Annotated in this window: 14 protein-coding genes and 3 pseudogenes; 12 read left to right on the top strand and 5 right to left on the bottom strand. The window is 60.0% G+C overall.

Features of this window, described 5'->3' with window-relative positions; genetic code table 11:
* Positions 1–125: 125 nt before the first annotated feature.
* Both HEP69_RS08870 and tnpA read left to right on the top strand, forming a co-directional pair.
* A pseudogene (locus HEP69_RS08870) lies at positions 126–317 on the top strand (transposase); the annotation flags it as partial.
* 81 nt (positions 318–398) lie between these two features.
* On the top strand, positions 399–815 hold the full coding sequence (tnpA, locus tag HEP69_RS08865; protein ID WP_290558169.1) for an IS200/IS605 family transposase: 417 nt from the start codon (positions 399–401) through the stop codon (positions 813–815).
* Positions 816–883: 68 nt separating this feature from the next.
* On the opposite strand, the gene HEP69_RS08860 is transcribed toward tnpA, so the two are convergent.
* Both HEP69_RS08860 and fabA read right to left on the bottom strand, forming a co-directional pair.
* Positions 884–1,969 (bottom strand): Tat pathway signal protein, encoded by a 1,086-nt coding sequence (locus HEP69_RS08860; RefSeq protein WP_290558168.1) that lies wholly within the window; start codon positions 1,967–1,969, stop codon positions 884–886.
* 272 nt (positions 1,970–2,241) lie between these two features.
* Positions 2,242–2,751: a bifunctional 3-hydroxydecanoyl-ACP dehydratase/trans-2-decenoyl-ACP isomerase gene (fabA, locus tag HEP69_RS08855; protein ID WP_290558167.1), complete on the bottom strand. Its 510-nt coding sequence runs from the start codon at positions 2,749–2,751 to the stop codon at positions 2,242–2,244.
* A 215-nt stretch (positions 2,752–2,966) separates the two neighbouring features.
* Here fabA and irrA point away from each other — a divergent pair, with 215 nt between their 5' ends.
* Entirely contained in the window at positions 2,967–3,383 is a 417-nt protein-coding gene (gene irrA / locus HEP69_RS08850) for an iron response transcriptional regulator IrrA (RefSeq protein ID WP_290558166.1), read from the top strand.
* A gap of 4 nt (positions 3,384–3,387) precedes the next feature.
* Positions 3,388–4,176, top strand: a complete 789-nt coding sequence (locus HEP69_RS08845) for a phytanoyl-CoA dioxygenase family protein (RefSeq protein WP_290558165.1) — start codon at positions 3,388–3,390, stop codon at positions 4,174–4,176.
* 3 nt (positions 4,177–4,179) lie between these two features.
* Here the strand turns inward: HEP69_RS08845 and HEP69_RS08840 are convergent, their stop codons facing one another.
* Positions 4,180–4,767 carry an ABC transporter substrate-binding protein gene (locus tag HEP69_RS08840; protein ID WP_290558170.1) on the bottom strand — a complete coding sequence of 196 codons (588 nt, stop codon included), beginning with the start codon at positions 4,765–4,767 and terminating at the stop codon, positions 4,180–4,182.
* Positions 4,768–4,774: 7 nt separating this feature from the next.
* Positions 4,775–5,530 carry a VacJ family lipoprotein gene (locus HEP69_RS08835; RefSeq protein ID WP_290558164.1) on the bottom strand — a complete coding sequence of 252 codons (756 nt, stop codon included), beginning with the start codon at positions 5,528–5,530 and terminating at the stop codon, positions 4,775–4,777.
* Positions 5,531–5,725: 195 nt separating this feature from the next.
* On the opposite strand from HEP69_RS08835, the gene HEP69_RS08830 reads away from it, so the two are divergent.
* The 7 genes from HEP69_RS08830 (at position 5,726) to HEP69_RS08800 (ending at position 12,430) form a co-directional block, all read left to right on the top strand.
* Positions 5,726–7,459 (top strand): type I secretion system permease/ATPase, encoded by a 1,734-nt coding sequence (locus tag HEP69_RS08830; RefSeq protein ID WP_290558163.1) that lies wholly within the window; start codon positions 5,726–5,728, stop codon positions 7,457–7,459.
* Positions 7,456–8,769 (top strand): HlyD family type I secretion periplasmic adaptor subunit, encoded by a 1,314-nt coding sequence (locus HEP69_RS08825; RefSeq protein ID WP_290558162.1) that lies wholly within the window; start codon positions 7,456–7,458, stop codon positions 8,767–8,769. The genes HEP69_RS08830 and HEP69_RS08825 overlap by 4 nt, the downstream gene beginning before the upstream one ends.
* Before the next feature lie 66 nt (positions 8,770–8,835).
* The gene (locus HEP69_RS08820; protein WP_290558161.1) at positions 8,836–9,294 is read left to right on the top strand and encodes a RidA family protein; all 459 of its coding nucleotides are present in this window, start codon (positions 8,836–8,838) and stop codon (positions 9,292–9,294) included.
* Positions 9,291–10,061, top strand: coding sequence for a glycerophosphodiester phosphodiesterase family protein (locus HEP69_RS08815; RefSeq protein WP_290558160.1), 771 nt, complete (start codon positions 9,291–9,293; stop codon positions 10,059–10,061). Before HEP69_RS08820 ends, HEP69_RS08815 begins: the two co-directional genes overlap by 4 nt.
* A gap of 51 nt (positions 10,062–10,112) precedes the next feature.
* Positions 10,113–11,300 carry a GNAT family N-acetyltransferase gene (locus HEP69_RS08810; protein ID WP_290558159.1) on the top strand — a complete coding sequence of 396 codons (1,188 nt, stop codon included), beginning with the start codon at positions 10,113–10,115 and terminating at the stop codon, positions 11,298–11,300.
* Complete coding sequence (locus HEP69_RS08805) at positions 11,297–11,593, top strand: 4a-hydroxytetrahydrobiopterin dehydratase (protein WP_290558158.1); 297 nt, start codon at positions 11,297–11,299, stop codon at positions 11,591–11,593. The genes HEP69_RS08810 and HEP69_RS08805 overlap by 4 nt, the downstream gene beginning before the upstream one ends.
* A 282-nt stretch (positions 11,594–11,875) precedes the next feature.
* The gene (locus tag HEP69_RS08800; protein WP_290558157.1) at positions 11,876–12,430 is read left to right on the top strand and encodes a site-specific integrase; all 555 of its coding nucleotides are present in this window, start codon (positions 11,876–11,878) and stop codon (positions 12,428–12,430) included.
* On the opposite strand, the pseudogene HEP69_RS08795 reads toward HEP69_RS08800, so the two are convergent.
* Positions 12,348–12,518, bottom strand: a pseudogene (locus HEP69_RS08795) (transposase); the annotation flags it as partial. The gene HEP69_RS08800 and the pseudogene HEP69_RS08795 sit on opposite strands and share 83 nt — an antisense overlap.
* Positions 12,519–12,595: 77 nt before the next feature.
* Between HEP69_RS08795 and HEP69_RS08790 the strand changes: the two are divergent.
* A pseudogene (locus HEP69_RS08790) lies at positions 12,596–13,147 on the top strand (transposase); the annotation flags it as partial.
* Positions 13,148–13,294: the final 147 nt, after the last annotated feature.

The following is a 13,294-nucleotide window of genomic DNA, read 5'->3' as shown; positions in this document are numbered from 1 at the left end:
TAGGCGTGTACTGAATGGTAGGTGTGTTTTGGTTAGGTGATATTTGTATGTTTTTTTTTTTCTAGCCTAACCCCGCATACAGAATGCACACAGGTCCCAAGGGCTCGGAGATGCCGGATGGTGCCCTGTTCCTACCGCCGTATTCCCCCGATCTGAACCCAATCGAAATGACATTCTCTAAGCTAAAGGCACACCTCGGGCGTATCGGTGCGCGGACATTCAACGAGATGTTCGACGCCATCGCCGAAGTCTGCAATCTCGACTCACCTCAAGAGTGCTGGAACTACTTCAAGGCTGCCGGATATGTCTCAAGTTAAAGACGGGATGCTTTAATGTCCTTACCCTCTGGAAAATGAGCCGCAGCCGGGTCGAAGGCTCATTTTCCAGAGGGTAAGCACATGCAATACGACACCGGCAGCCACTGCGTTTTCTACCACCGCTATCACCTCGTCTGGTCAACCAAATACCGCTACAAGGTGCTGTATGGCGATATCCGGCTGCGGGTGCGCGACATTTGCCGTCAGGTCTGTCGAGAGAACGGCGTTGACATCATCCGGGGCGTGCTGTCGTCGGATCATGTCCACATGTTTGTGTCGGTTCCGCCGAAGCTGGCGATCAGCGATCTGGTGCGGCTGATGAAAGGCAGATCATCCCACAAGGTGCAGCGTGCATTCCCGCAACTGAAGCGCCGCTACTGGGGACGACGGTTTTGGGGCCGTGGGTATTTCTCGACCACCAACGGTGCCATCACGGAAGACATCGTACTTCAGTACCTGGAGCAGCACATTGCCGATCCTACCGGCGCCAGCCGGTAGTGGTTCAGTCGGTAAACCCGATCAGGCAGGAGTGATCGAGAACCGGCACCCTCGTCCGAGCGATCCGTTCACATCACCACATCGGCAACCGGTCGCCTCAGGGACATTGGCAATGCTGGCGCACGCCCGAATCGCACGATGAGATCAGGGCGGGCGTCGGGCATACCCAGCCACTGCGCGAACTGGGGGCGCAGTGTCGGCACCTCGATCGGCTGATTGATATGGGCATTGCGAATACCCATCGCGGTGGCCTGCAATGCAAATCGCTGAAAGCTGCGCCCTACCTTGATCCAGTGCTCGGGGTCGGCCTTGTCCCCAACAAACACGGCGATCCCGGCAGAGGAGCGGATTTGATCGCGGTACTTGTCGTTCTCGCTGTCTTTTCTGAAAACAGCGCCGAATACCAAATCGCCGATCCAGCCGGGCATGACCGGATTTCCAGAACAGGCCGAGAACAACCCGTCCCTGGTTGCAAGCGCCTGATCTGGGCTGAACCGGATCCAGGCCCGCAGTTCCTCGACAAAGGCGGGATCGTCCATTTGTGCGCTGTTGCCCGCGATGACCAGATCGAGGATGGCCTCGCAGTCGGCGGGCTCGGTAAAGAACAGGACCGCGACGCCCTCTTCGCGCGCGGCCGCGGTGAGCAGGGCCATGTCCTGAGCCGAGATTGGTTCTGCATCATAAATCGACCGCGTCGATTGGCGCTGTGGGATCGCCCGGTAGAGCGTCGAAGCGCGCTCGGGGCCGGGGCGCAGCCCAATCGTTACCGATGTTTCAGGGCCGCTTTGAATGGTGAGATCCGCACCGCGTCCTTGTGCGGCGGCTGAAAGAACCGCGTTTTCCGCAGCACAGCCAAGGCTGACATAAAGATGATGATCGTCCGGATCGACCACGGCAGTTCGACGCGACATATCGGGGAAAATGCGCAGCGTTTCGCCATCCACGCCAAACCGCCAGGGCTGTGTGTTGTGGCCATTCGCGGCCAAGGTCGCAAGCCGCACCACATCCATCATGCCGGGATCAGCGGACAAGAGCTGCCGCTGACGCATTGCCTGGTCGGTATAGGCGCCCAGCCGGGGCCACAGGCCATATCCAGCCGTACCGAGTGCGGCGACCGATAGACCGGACATGATGAGCGTTCGACGCGAAACCATCTCAGTCTCCCATATGGGTTGATGCAGACACAGCATCGCATAGCATGCCTGGCGCACCGTTGATTGATATGGGTCAATGGTGCCGGGCCGCTTGCGGTACACCCGCAGAAACCGCCAAAGCGCCAACGGCATAGGCGAAGCCTCTGCGTTGTTGATACGTCTGCTGTCGCTGCCGGTATTTTGCGTCGACAACTGGGCGAACCGGCAAGGACATGCCTGTCAGAGCCAGGTTCAGGATGCTTTCGGCCCGTGGTGATCGGTCCAGCGGAGCGTCAGCTTTCGGACAAAGCGACCTTCATGTCCTTGACCTGATAGATCACCTCGCCATCGGCCTCGACCCGGCCATCGGCAACACCCATCGTCAGGCGGCGTGTCTGGATCGCCTTGGTGAAATCCACATGATAGGTCAGCATCTTGCGGTCCGGGCGTACCATGCCGGTCAACTTGACCTCTCCGGTGCCCAAAGCGTAGCCGCGCCCTTTCCAGCCGCGCCAGCCCAGATTGAATCCGGTCAGTTGCCAGAGGCCATCCAGACCCAGGCAGCCGGGCATGATCGGATTGCCGGGGAAATGACACTCAAAGAACCAAAGATCCGGGGTGATATCGAATTCAGCAACCACATGGCCTTTGCCGTGCATGCCGCCATCGCCCGAAATGTCGGTGATCCGGTCCATCATCAGCATCGGCGGTTCGGGCAGCTGGGCGTTGCCCGGCCCGAAAAGCTCACCCCGTGCGCATTTTAACAGGTCTTCTTTGCTAAAACTTGTTGGATAGAGCGCCATGCCCGTCCCTCTCCTGCCCTGAAATCTTTTTTGCTTCCCTTGTGCCCCTGTAACACCGCGCAAAAGGGTCCTGCAAGGGCGTGCATCCCGACCTGACTGAGCGGCAGACGCCACGTTTTCAGGCCTATGCGGCCCAGTTGCGACTCAATTTCATTTGTAATTTCGGGTATGCGCCCTCTATATATCAAGGGACACAGAGTAAATGAGAGTTTCGGATGAGTTCAACGCATACGCAGGTGGCCTCGGATTGGCTTGGTCATGCGGGGCTGCGCCCGACGCGACAGCGTCTGACACTGGCGGAATTGCTGGTGGGTGACGGGCAGCATCGCCACGTGACCGCCGAGAGCCTCTTTGACGCGGTCAAGGCCGAGGGCGCTTCGGTCTCGCTGGCCACTGTATACAATACTCTGCGGGCCTTTTGTGAGGCGGGATTGCTTCAGGAAGTCACGGTGGATGGCTCCAAGAGCTATTTCGACACCAATACCCACGATCACCCTCATTTCTATTGGGAAGATGAGGGCCGTCTGACGGACGCACCGGCCGATCAGCTTGAGATCACACGGCTGCCGCAAGCACCTGCGGGCGCCGAGATCGCTTCGGTTGATGTGGTAATCCGGCTGCGCAAAACTTGATCGAATGACGTCGCCTGCGGCAACCGCAGCCGATATAGACGCGTTTGCACGCGAAGGAGTGGTGTGTATTCGCGGGCTCTTTTCCGACCACGTCGAGGCGTTGCGCGACGGGGTCAAGGCGAATATGACAAATCCAGGACCGTTTGCCTCAAACAACGACAAGCCCGGGGAGACGGGGCGATTCTTTGATGATTACTGCAACTGGACGCGACTCCCCCAGTTTCATGCCGCGATTCACGATCCGGCGATCATCGCCGCAGCGGGCGCATTGATGGGCTCGCGCCGCGTCCAATTGTTTCACGATCACGTTCTGGTCAAGGAACCTGGGACCTCGATGGCGACGCCCTGGCACTCGGACGGGCCCTATTACTTTGTCGACGGGCGCCAGACCGTCAGTTTCTGGGTGCCGCTCGACCCGGTGCGCGAGGCATCGCTGCGCTGCGTGGCAGGGTCGCATATCTGGGAGAAAGACGTGCTGCCGACCCGGTGGACGTCGGAGGCCGCCTTTTTCGAGGGCGATTACATGCCGGTGCCCGACCCCGACGCCCAAGACATGACAATCCGCGAATGGGAGATGGAGCCGGGCGATGCCGTAGCGTTCCATTACCGGACATTGCATGGCGCGCGTGGAAATACATCCAGCAGCCGCAGGCGCGCGTTCTCCCTGCGCCTGGTCGGGGATGATGCGCGGTATGTGGTGCGTCCGGGGCCGACCTCGCCTCCGTTTCCGGGCCATGGCATGAGCCCAGGCCAGATCCTGCGCGAGGATTGGTTCCCGGTGCTGCGCAGCTAACGATCAACTGAGGCTTTGCAGATCCCCGATCATCGCATCGATATCGCCGCGCCGACGATCCAGCAGCGCGCCGATTTCGGTCCGTTCCGTCAACAAGAGGTTCACGCCCTCGATATACATGTTGAAGAACAGATCACTGCCGGTACGGTCGGACACGTGAAACGTCACTTCAAACGGGGACTGGCCCTGAAGATATGCGATGGTCGACACCTCGAACCAGTTCTTGACCTTTTGCACGCCCCTGACCTCAAGACGTCCGCCGATGAATTCGCGGAACCGGCGACCGTATTTGCGCGCGATATACGATTGAAACGCGTCGGAGAAGGCACGCTTTTGGCCCGACGACGCGCGACGCCCGTCAACGCCCATCGCATAGGCTGAAATGTAGGAGGTATCGCTGTAGCGCGCAAAGATCCGTTCAAATTCGCGGATCATGGCGTTTTCGGATTTGCCCGAGGCGATCACCTGGTTGATGTCGGTGATCAGCCGGTTGATCAGATCCTCGGCCTGACCCTCGTTGAGCGCCAGCGCGAAATTCGGCGCCACAATGGCCGCCGATGTCAGGCCCATCAGGACCTGGCGTCTGTACATGAACATATCAAAACCCCTCGGTTTCCAATGCAAACGGATCAATCTCTGCGCCGCCGTCGGTCTGCCCCAGCTCGAACCGGCGGTTCTGCAAGTAGATCAGACGCAGCTGCGCATAACTATCAGAGCTTTCATATAGAATGGAATCGACCGTATCCGAGAACTTGTCGCGATCACTTAAGCGTGCGCCCACGGACGCGGCAGTCCCGTAATAGCTTTCGGGATCGTCCAGAGCATAGCTCAGCGGGTTGGTAAAAAGATCAACGAATTTGCCCACCGCGGCCCGTTCGGTGGCAGGGCCCAGGACGGGCAGCTCGATATAGGCTCCTTCGGGCGCTCCCCAGACGTAAAGTGTCTCGCCAAAATCCGTGTCTACTTCGGGGATCTCGAATGCGGTGGCCACATCCAGGAGGCCCCCAAACCCAAAGACTGTGTTGATAAAAAACCGCGAGAGCGCGATACCCGTCGTCTCAAGATCCCCCTGGAGCAACCCGTTTACCATCACCCCAGGCATGGAGGCATTTCCGGCAAAATTGCCGATGCCGGTCTCGATCTCGTCGGGCAGGATGGTAGAATATCCGCGCGCCGCCGGTCGCACCAATGCGCGATCGAGTCCGCGGTTGAACTTGTGCACTTTTCGGTTGCCTTGCTCATAGGGATCGAACACCCCATCATCGCGCGTAACGCCCTCTGGTGGAACGGTGCAGGCCGCTAGGCCAGTAACCAGGACAACAGCCAGGCATGGAAACAGTCGGGACGCGTACATTGGTGAGGCGGCTTTCTTAGAATGGGAATTCGTTAAGGCGATAATGCGATACCTAGAGGAGCGGTGCGCGGTTCCAATGCGCACGCAGCGTTAATGAGCGAGATGTGGCACTTTGGAAACAACAAATCTAAAATCTAATGGTGCAACTGCCCGGTATATAGGCCAAACTGCGCCACTCGCGTCAAGGGATCACTGATGACAAGTAAATCGACCGAAGCCGGGCTGAAGGAACTCAGAGAGGCGCGGCGCGAAAGCCGTGGCCTCTACTGGATGGTGGGTTTGTTCAGCTTCTTTGCGAATCTGCTGATGCTGACCGGCCCGATTTATATGCTACAGGTTTATGACCGGGTTCTGGGCAGCCGGTCGGAGGCGACGCTGATCGCGCTCTCGCTTCTGGTTCTGTTTCTCTACGGGATCATGGGGATCCTCGACTATACGCGCGGTCGGGTGATGGCGCGCGCCGCTGCCCGGTTTCAGTCGCGCATGGATGCACGGGTATTCGATGCGGTAATCCGCAGGTCCGTTCAGGGGCATAACGACCGGGCCCAGACCGGACTGGCGGATCTTAGCTCGATCAGGCGTTTGATTTCCTCCCCGGTTCTTGTCGCGTTCTTTGATCTACCCTGGACACCGGTGTTCCTGGCGGGCATCGCGCTTTTCCACCCCTGGCTGGGTTTGCTCGCTATTGCCGGGGGTGGGATCTTGATCCTGATCACACTCCTCAATCAGGTGTTTTCGCGCCGTCCCATGATGGGAGCGGCACAAGCGCAGAATGCGTCAAGCCGTTTGTCGGAGGAGCTGAGGAACGAGGCGGAGACCGTTCAGGCCATGGGCATGCGCCAGGCCGCCTTTATCCGCTGGGGCAAGGCGCGCACCGCCTCGTTGGAAGAAGAGATCAACTCCACCGATGTGACCGGCAGCTTCACGTCGATAACCAAGTCGATTCGTCTGTTTCTGCAATCGGCGATGCTGGGTCTGGGGGCCTATCTGGTGTTGCAGAATGAACTGACGCCAGGTGGAATGATCGCAGCCTCCATCCTGTTGGGCCGGGCGCTGGCACCGATTGAGCTGGTGATCGGTCAATGGCAATTGGTTCAGATCGCCCGGCAAGGCTGGTCCAGCCTGGGCGAGCTTTTGGGTGAGATGGCGCCTGAAGCCAAGCGGACGGAACTGCCCCGCCCCAAGGCCCGGGTCGAGGTCAAAAACCTGACAGTCGTTCCCCCGGGCGAGCGGCATGCAGTGGTCAAGAACCTGTCATTTTCTGTCGAACCGGGGGAGGCTGTTGGCATCATCGGCCCGTCCGGGTCGGGTAAAAGCACGATTGCCCGCGCCCTCACCGGCGTGTGGCGCCCAGCGGGCGGGTCGCTTCGCCTGGATGGCGCCACGCTGGACCAATACAGCCCCGAGGCGCTGGGACAGCATATCGGATATCTGCCCCAGCGGGTTGAGCTCTTTGAAGGAACGATCGCTCAGAACATCGCGCGGCTCCAAGAGGCGCCCGACAGCGAAAGGGTCGTTCAGGCCGCGCAAAAGGCCGCCGCCCATGATCTGATCACCAAACTGCCGGGCGGTTATGACACGCCCGTCAGCACTGCGAGCCTTCGCCTCTCGGGGGGTCAGGCACAGCGCGTCGGACTGGCGCGCGCGCTTTATGGCGATCCGGTGCTTTTGATCCTGGATGAGCCGAACGCGAATCTCGATAGTGTGGGGTCGGCCGCGTTGAATGCCGCGGTACGTGAGATGAAGGCGGACGGACGGTCCGTGCTGATCATGGCGCACAGGCCCGCCGCCATTCAGGAATGCGACAAGCTTCTGGTGATCGATAACGGCTCGCCCGTTGCGTTCGGGCCAAAGGAAGAGGTTTTGCGAAAGACCGTGCAGAATTATCAAAGCATTTCCCGGGTGCCAGGTCAGGAGGCGGCACAATGACCTCGGATCCCCAGACGCTCAAATGGTCGGCCCGTCGACCCCTGGTGATCGGATGTGTCGCGCTGTTCGTGCTGGTTGGCGGGTTTGGCTACTGGTCGGTCACGGCTCTGATCGCGGGCGCGATCATCGCCCCTGGCCAGCTTGAGGTGGATCGCAACCGCCAGATTGTCCAGCACCCGCAAGGCGGCGTCGTGGCCGAGGTGTTGGTGGGTGAAGGTGACAGTGTCGAGGCGGGGTCTGCGCTGATCCTTCTGGACACGGATTTGATCAGCTCCCAGCTTGCTGTTGTCGAAGGGCAGCTTTTTGAGTTGATGGCACGCCGCGGCAGGCTTGAGGCGGAGCGGGACAATGCGCAAGCGGTCCAGTTCGATCCGGAACTTGCCGAGGCCGCCCAGACCAGCGCGGATGTCAAGGATCTGATGGACGGGCAGTCGCGCCTGTTTGAGGCGCGCGTGACCTCGGTCAACCAGAGCATTGAACAGCTGGGCAAACGTCGATTGCAGATCGGCAACCAGATCGATGGGATCGAGGCGCAAAAGGCGTCACTGGCGCGACAATTGGAGTTGATCGAGGAAGAGCTGGGCAATCAGCGCTCGCTCTTGGATCGCGGGCTGGCCCAGGCCGCGACCGTGCTGAACCTGGAACGCGAGGCGGCCCGGCTGACCGGTCAACTGGGAGAACTCGAAGCCTCGGAAGCCGAAGCCGAGGGCCGGATTACCGAGATCGAGCTTGAAACCCTGCGCCTGAGCACCGCGCGCCGGGAAGAGGCGATCACCGAATTGCGCGACCTGCGTTATCGCGAGTTCGAACTGGCCGAACAGCGGCGGTCGCTGACGACAGAGCTTGCGCGGACCGAGATCCGAGCGCCGGTTTCTGGCATCGTCTATGGGATGACGGTGCAGACTCCGCGTTCTGTGATTCGCGCGGCCGAGCCGGTACTCTATCTTGTGCCGCAAGACAGGCCGCTGGTGATTGTGGCGCGCGTCGATACGATCCATATCGATCAGCTCTATGTGACACAGGACGTGATCCTGCGGTTTTCTTCGCTCGACCAGCGGCGCACGCCGGAATTGACCGGCCAGGTGACGCAGGTCTCGGCGGATGCCTTTCAGGATGAAACAACCGGCCAGTCCTATTACCGGGTGGAAATTGTTCTGGGTGAGGAGGAGGCCAATCGCCTGCCCGACGATGTAACGCTGGTACCGGGAATGCCGGTGGATGCCTTTATCCGTACCGATGATCGCAGCCCGATTGCGTTTCTGATCAAGCCATTGGCGGATTATTTCACCAAGGCATTCCGGGAGAGTTAATCCCCCTTTCCCTGATCTGCGATCCCCGCTAGCGTCCGCGACATCATCAGCGAGAGGTAAAACGAGATGAGCATCGAATCCCGACTGTCCGAGCTTGGCGTCACCTTGCCGGAGGCACCGGCGCCTGCGGCCAATTACGTCCCTTTCGTTCAGCTGGGTGACACGGTCTATATCTCGGGCCAGATCTCGAACGGGCCGGATGGGTTTATCACCGGCAAGCTGGGCGCAGATATGAGTGTCGAAGAAGGCGCGGCCGCTGCCAAGACATGCGCGATCAGCCTTCTGGCCCAGGTCAAGGCGGCTTGCGGCGGCGACATCGAACGGCTGGTGCGTGTGGTCAAGCTGACCGGTTTCGTGAACTCGACCGCCGATTTCGGGGATCAGTCCAAGGTGATCAACGGCGCGTCGGACTTTATGGTCGAGGCGCTGGGCGACGCAGGTCGGCATTCCCGTTCGGCAGTCTCCGCCGCCTCTTTGCCCTTTGGTGTCGCGGTCGAGATCGAAGGCATCTTTCAAGTCAGATGAGTTCGTCTCTGCCCGAGGCGTTCCTCCGTCTGCCGCTGGCGCATCGAGCGCTGCATGATGGTGAGATGGGGCGCCCGGAAAACAGCCGCGCCGCGGTAGCGGCGGCGATTACGGCGGGATACGGTATCGAGATCGATCTACAGGCCTCCTCGGATGGAGAGGCGATGGTCTTTCACGACTATGCGCTGATGCGGCTAACGGCCGAGACCGGGCCGGTTCGATTGCGAACAGCGCAAGAGCTGTGCTGCATCCCGCTCAAGGGCGGCGACGGCGAGGGTATTCCGACCCTGGCGGAGGTTCTGTCGATGGTGGCCGGGCGGGTCCCGGTGCTGATCGAAATCAAGGATCAGGATGGTGGCATGGGTCCCGATGTCGGGATACTGGAGGCGGCGACCGCCCGCGCGCTGGCAGGGTATGACGGGCCGATCGCCGTGATGTCGTTCAACCCTCATTCCGTGGCCGCCTTCGGGGATCTGGCGCCCGCCATCCCACGCGGCCTGACCACCAGCGCCTATGCCATCGAAGACTGGCCGCTGAGCCGCGAGATGTGCGACCGCCTGCGCGACATCCCGGATATTGGCCGCACCGCCGCGCGGTTCATCAGCCATGAGGCCTCAGACCTGGCCCGTCCCCGCGTTCAGGCATTGCGCGCCCAAGGGCTGCCGGTTCTGTGCTGGACGATCAACTCACAGGCAGAAGAGGACGCCGCGCGCCCGCTCTGCGACAACATCACGTTTGAGGGGTACGGGGCCGTTATCCCGCCTTGAACCCGCGATACCGGGCCACAGATAATAGCACGCAGATGCAAAGGCAGAGCGTTGAGCCAATCTGAGATCGAAATTCGTGTTTTGGGATCCCTGTCGCAGATCAGCGCAACAGATTGGGACAGCTGCGCCTGCCCCGAAGCCGCCGATGGCGGCAGGCCGGACGACCCCTTTACCACGCACCGTTTTCTCAAGGCGCTGGAAGACAGCGGCTCGGTGGGGGCGGGCACCGGCTGGCAGCCGCAATACCTGACCGCTTACGAGGGAGAGGTGCTGATTGGCTGCGCGCCGCTTTATACAAAGAGCCACTCCCAGGGCGAGTATATCTTCGATCATAACTGGGCGCATGCCTATGAGCGTGCCGGCGGACAATATTACCCGAAACTACAAATGGCGGTGCCCTTTACGCCCGCCACCGGCCGCCGGTTTCTGGTGCGCCCGGATCGGGCCGAAACGGCGCAATCGGCGCTGGTGCAAGGGGCTGTGCAACTGGCCGCCAACAACAATGTCTCGTCACTGCATATCACGTTTTGCACCGAGGCGGAGGCGGATGCCGGGCGCCAGATGGGTTTGCTGCCGCGCGTCACGCAGCAGTTTCACTGGTGCGATGACGGTTTTGGCGATTTCGACGGGTTTCTGGCGTCCTTGTCGTCGCGCAAGCGCAAGAATATCCGCAAGGAAAGGCAACAGGCCAACGCGTTTCTGGGCGAAATCGACATCCTGACGGGCGATCAGATCGAACCGCATCATTGGGATGATTTCTGGGTGTTCTATCAGGATACCGGTGCGCGCAAATGGGGGACACCCTATCTGACGCGCCGGTTCTTTGACGAGGCACAGGCGCATCTGCGCGAGGATATGGTGCTAATGATGGCCCGCGATGCGGATGGCTATTTCGCGGGCGCTTTGAACTTTGCCGGTCGCGAAACGCTCTTTGGACGGTATTGGGGCTGTACACGGCACCAGGCCTGCCTGCATTTCGAACTCTGCTACTATCGTGCCATCGACTGGGCGTTGGCCAACGGGCTGACGCGTGTCGAGGCGGGCGCGCAGGGCGAACACAAACTGGCGCGCGGATACCTGCCAACGCACACGCATTCGCTGCATTGGGTGGGCGATCGGGGTTTCGCCGATGCGATCGCGCGATATCTTCAGGCCGAACGGGAGGCTGTCGAGGAGGAAATTGAAATCCTCACCGATTACGGCCCGTTTCGCAAAGCACATGTAGAGGAGCACCAATGACCGAAAAACTCAGCGAAGAAACCCGCGGGCCGCTCTTGCAGCCTCTGTTTGATACCGGTTGGAAGATGGTCGAGGGGCGCGACGCGATCGAAAAGGAGTTCGTGTTCGCCAATTTCGTGGATGCGTTCGGCTGGATGACCCGTGTCGCCATCTGGGCGGAGAAATGGGATCATCACCCTGAGTGGTTCAATGTCTACAAAACCGTGCATGTGACACTGGCCACGCATGATGTGGAGGGGCTGAGCGCGCTGGATGCCAAATTGGCGCGAAAAATGGATGCGCTCACGACCTGATGTGAAACGTCGCGCACCGTGGCCTCAATGCAGCGATCAATCTTAATTCTATCAAGCGTTTGCGTCATTCAGGTTCGACCCAAAATCCAATCATTTCGCATCCAGACCGGACCTTCACTATCTTCCGGGCGGATGACGGATGTGCGGGACGCGGACGAAACCGCTCTGGCGGTATTGGTGCTTGTTGCGGGTGATGTGTGCTGATCGGAGCGCCGTGATTTTGTGAACTGACGCACCTGTTGGACGATTGGGATCTTCCCAATCTGATGACAGGAGATTTCAATGTCAGAGCAATATGTACCGAAGCTGCGCCAGCGGTTCCTTGAAGATATGCGGATCGAGGGGCTGCAGCCCGAGACGCAGACGATGTATCTGCGGGCGATGCGCGACGTCGCGCGGTTTCTGGTGCACACACCGGATAGCGCGACGCCTGAGGAGTTGCGGGCGTTTCAACAGGATATGAAGGAACGGGGCGTCGGGGCACCGACCTTCAACAACCGGCCGGCGGTGCTGAGTTTCCTATACGCGACCACGTGCCTGCGCCCGGAGATGAAGCGGCACGTGCGCTGTCAGCGGGCGGCCAAGAAGATCCCCGTCGTGCTGAGCGCCGAGGAAGTCTCGCGCATTCTCGAGGCCGCGCCGGGGCCCGGGCTCAGATTTCGGGCCGCGTTCAGCGTGGCCTATGGTGGCGGGCTCGGGGCGAGCGAGGTCACGCATCTCTGGCGTGCCCCGATGGGGTGGTGCGGTTTGATTGTTAGTGCATCGTGGGCCTTGGGTCCATGGGAACGACACTTTCCAGCACGGGCGGGCGGTAGCCCAATGCGCTGTGCGGCCTGACGGTGCTGTAGTGGATGCGCCATTGCTCGATTAGGATTTGGGCTTCTCTCAAGGTGTAGAACATCTCGCCATTGAGCAGTTCATCGCGGAACCCGGGCATCGTAGCCCCTGAACTGGCCCCCATTTGGACCGGACACCTTGGCCTGACCAGGGAGGCTTAAGGCTATCCTTAAGCACATGCTCATGTCTGAGATTGAAATCATTACCGACGGTGGTCGCCGTCGACGCTGGTCTGCGGCGGACAAGCTGCGGATCGTTGAAGAGACCATGTATGATGGGGAGAGCATATCAGGTGTTGCCCGGCGCAATGGCGTGCCCCCAATCTGCTGTATCGTTGGCGCAAGCTTATGCTCGAAGGGGGCAGCATCGCCGCGGCAGAAGACGACAGCGTTACTGGCAACAAGGCCGTACGGGAGATGGAAAACCGCATTCGGGAGCTTGAACGCCAGCTCGGGCGCAAGACGCTCGAGAACGAAATCCTGAAGGAAGCGCTGGAAAAGAGCCGCTCAAAAAAACAGACCTTGCTTGCGCAGTCGTTGAAACTCGGAGGTTCCCAATGATGGCGGTGGCCACAGCATGGAGCGCAACAACCTGCTGCTGCAGCGATCCGGATTTGATCGGCCTGAGCGAAACCACGATGGCAAGGTCATCATGATGCGGTCGAACCTGAGGTGGTGCTCAGACGGATTGGAGTTCCCCTGCTGGAATGGCGACGTTAGCCTGACGGAGAGTCCCCCTTTTGCCCCTTTCCCGCGCGGGGGATGCCGCCGAAAAGTGTGGCGTGTGCATTCCCACTGCCAGGCGACAACTGAATAAAAAATCAAGACTAAAGGAGACAATGAAGAGGAGAAAAAAAAAAAAAAA

This window comes from Aestuariivita sp. (assembly GCF_021404545.1).
In the GTDB taxonomy this organism is placed as follows: Bacteria; Pseudomonadota; Alphaproteobacteria; order Rhodobacterales; family Rhodobacteraceae; genus Aestuariivita.
The sequence above is the reverse complement of the archived record's forward strand: the minus strand, read 5'-3'. Positions and strand labels throughout refer to the sequence as shown.

What these genes read in the sequence shown, in the direction of transcription:
- HEP69_RS08840 (WP_290558170.1), bottom strand. Translation starts at nt 4,767, where the DNA reads ATGTACAGACGCCAGGTCCTGATGGGCCTGACATCGGCGGCCATTGTG.
- fabA (WP_290558167.1), bottom strand. Translation starts at nt 2,751, where the DNA reads ATGGCGCTCTATCCAACAAGTTTTAGCAAAGAAGACCTGTTAAAATGC.
- irrA (WP_290558166.1), top strand. Translation starts at nt 2,967, where the DNA reads ATGAGTTCAACGCATACGCAGGTGGCCTCGGATTGGCTTGGTCATGCG.
- HEP69_RS08825 (WP_290558162.1), top strand. Translation starts at nt 7,456, where the DNA reads ATGACCTCGGATCCCCAGACGCTCAAATGGTCGGCCCGTCGACCCCTG.
- HEP69_RS08805 (WP_290558158.1), top strand. Translation starts at nt 11,297, where the DNA reads ATGACCGAAAAACTCAGCGAAGAAACCCGCGGGCCGCTCTTGCAGCCT.
- HEP69_RS08815 (WP_290558160.1), top strand. Translation starts at nt 9,291, where the DNA reads ATGAGTTCGTCTCTGCCCGAGGCGTTCCTCCGTCTGCCGCTGGCGCAT.
- HEP69_RS08830 (WP_290558163.1), top strand. Translation starts at nt 5,726, where the DNA reads ATGACAAGTAAATCGACCGAAGCCGGGCTGAAGGAACTCAGAGAGGCG.
- HEP69_RS08800 (WP_290558157.1), top strand. Translation starts at nt 11,876, where the DNA reads ATGTCAGAGCAATATGTACCGAAGCTGCGCCAGCGGTTCCTTGAAGAT.
- HEP69_RS08860 (WP_290558168.1), bottom strand. Translation starts at nt 1,969, where the DNA reads ATGGTTTCGCGTCGAACGCTCATCATGTCCGGTCTATCGGTCGCCGCA.
- HEP69_RS08835 (WP_290558164.1), bottom strand. Translation starts at nt 5,530, where the DNA reads ATGTACGCGTCCCGACTGTTTCCATGCCTGGCTGTTGTCCTGGTTACT.
- HEP69_RS08845 (WP_290558165.1), top strand. Translation starts at nt 3,388, where the DNA reads ATGACGTCGCCTGCGGCAACCGCAGCCGATATAGACGCGTTTGCACGC.
- HEP69_RS08820 (WP_290558161.1), top strand. Translation starts at nt 8,836, where the DNA reads ATGAGCATCGAATCCCGACTGTCCGAGCTTGGCGTCACCTTGCCGGAG.
- tnpA (WP_290558169.1), top strand. Translation starts at nt 399, where the DNA reads ATGCAATACGACACCGGCAGCCACTGCGTTTTCTACCACCGCTATCAC.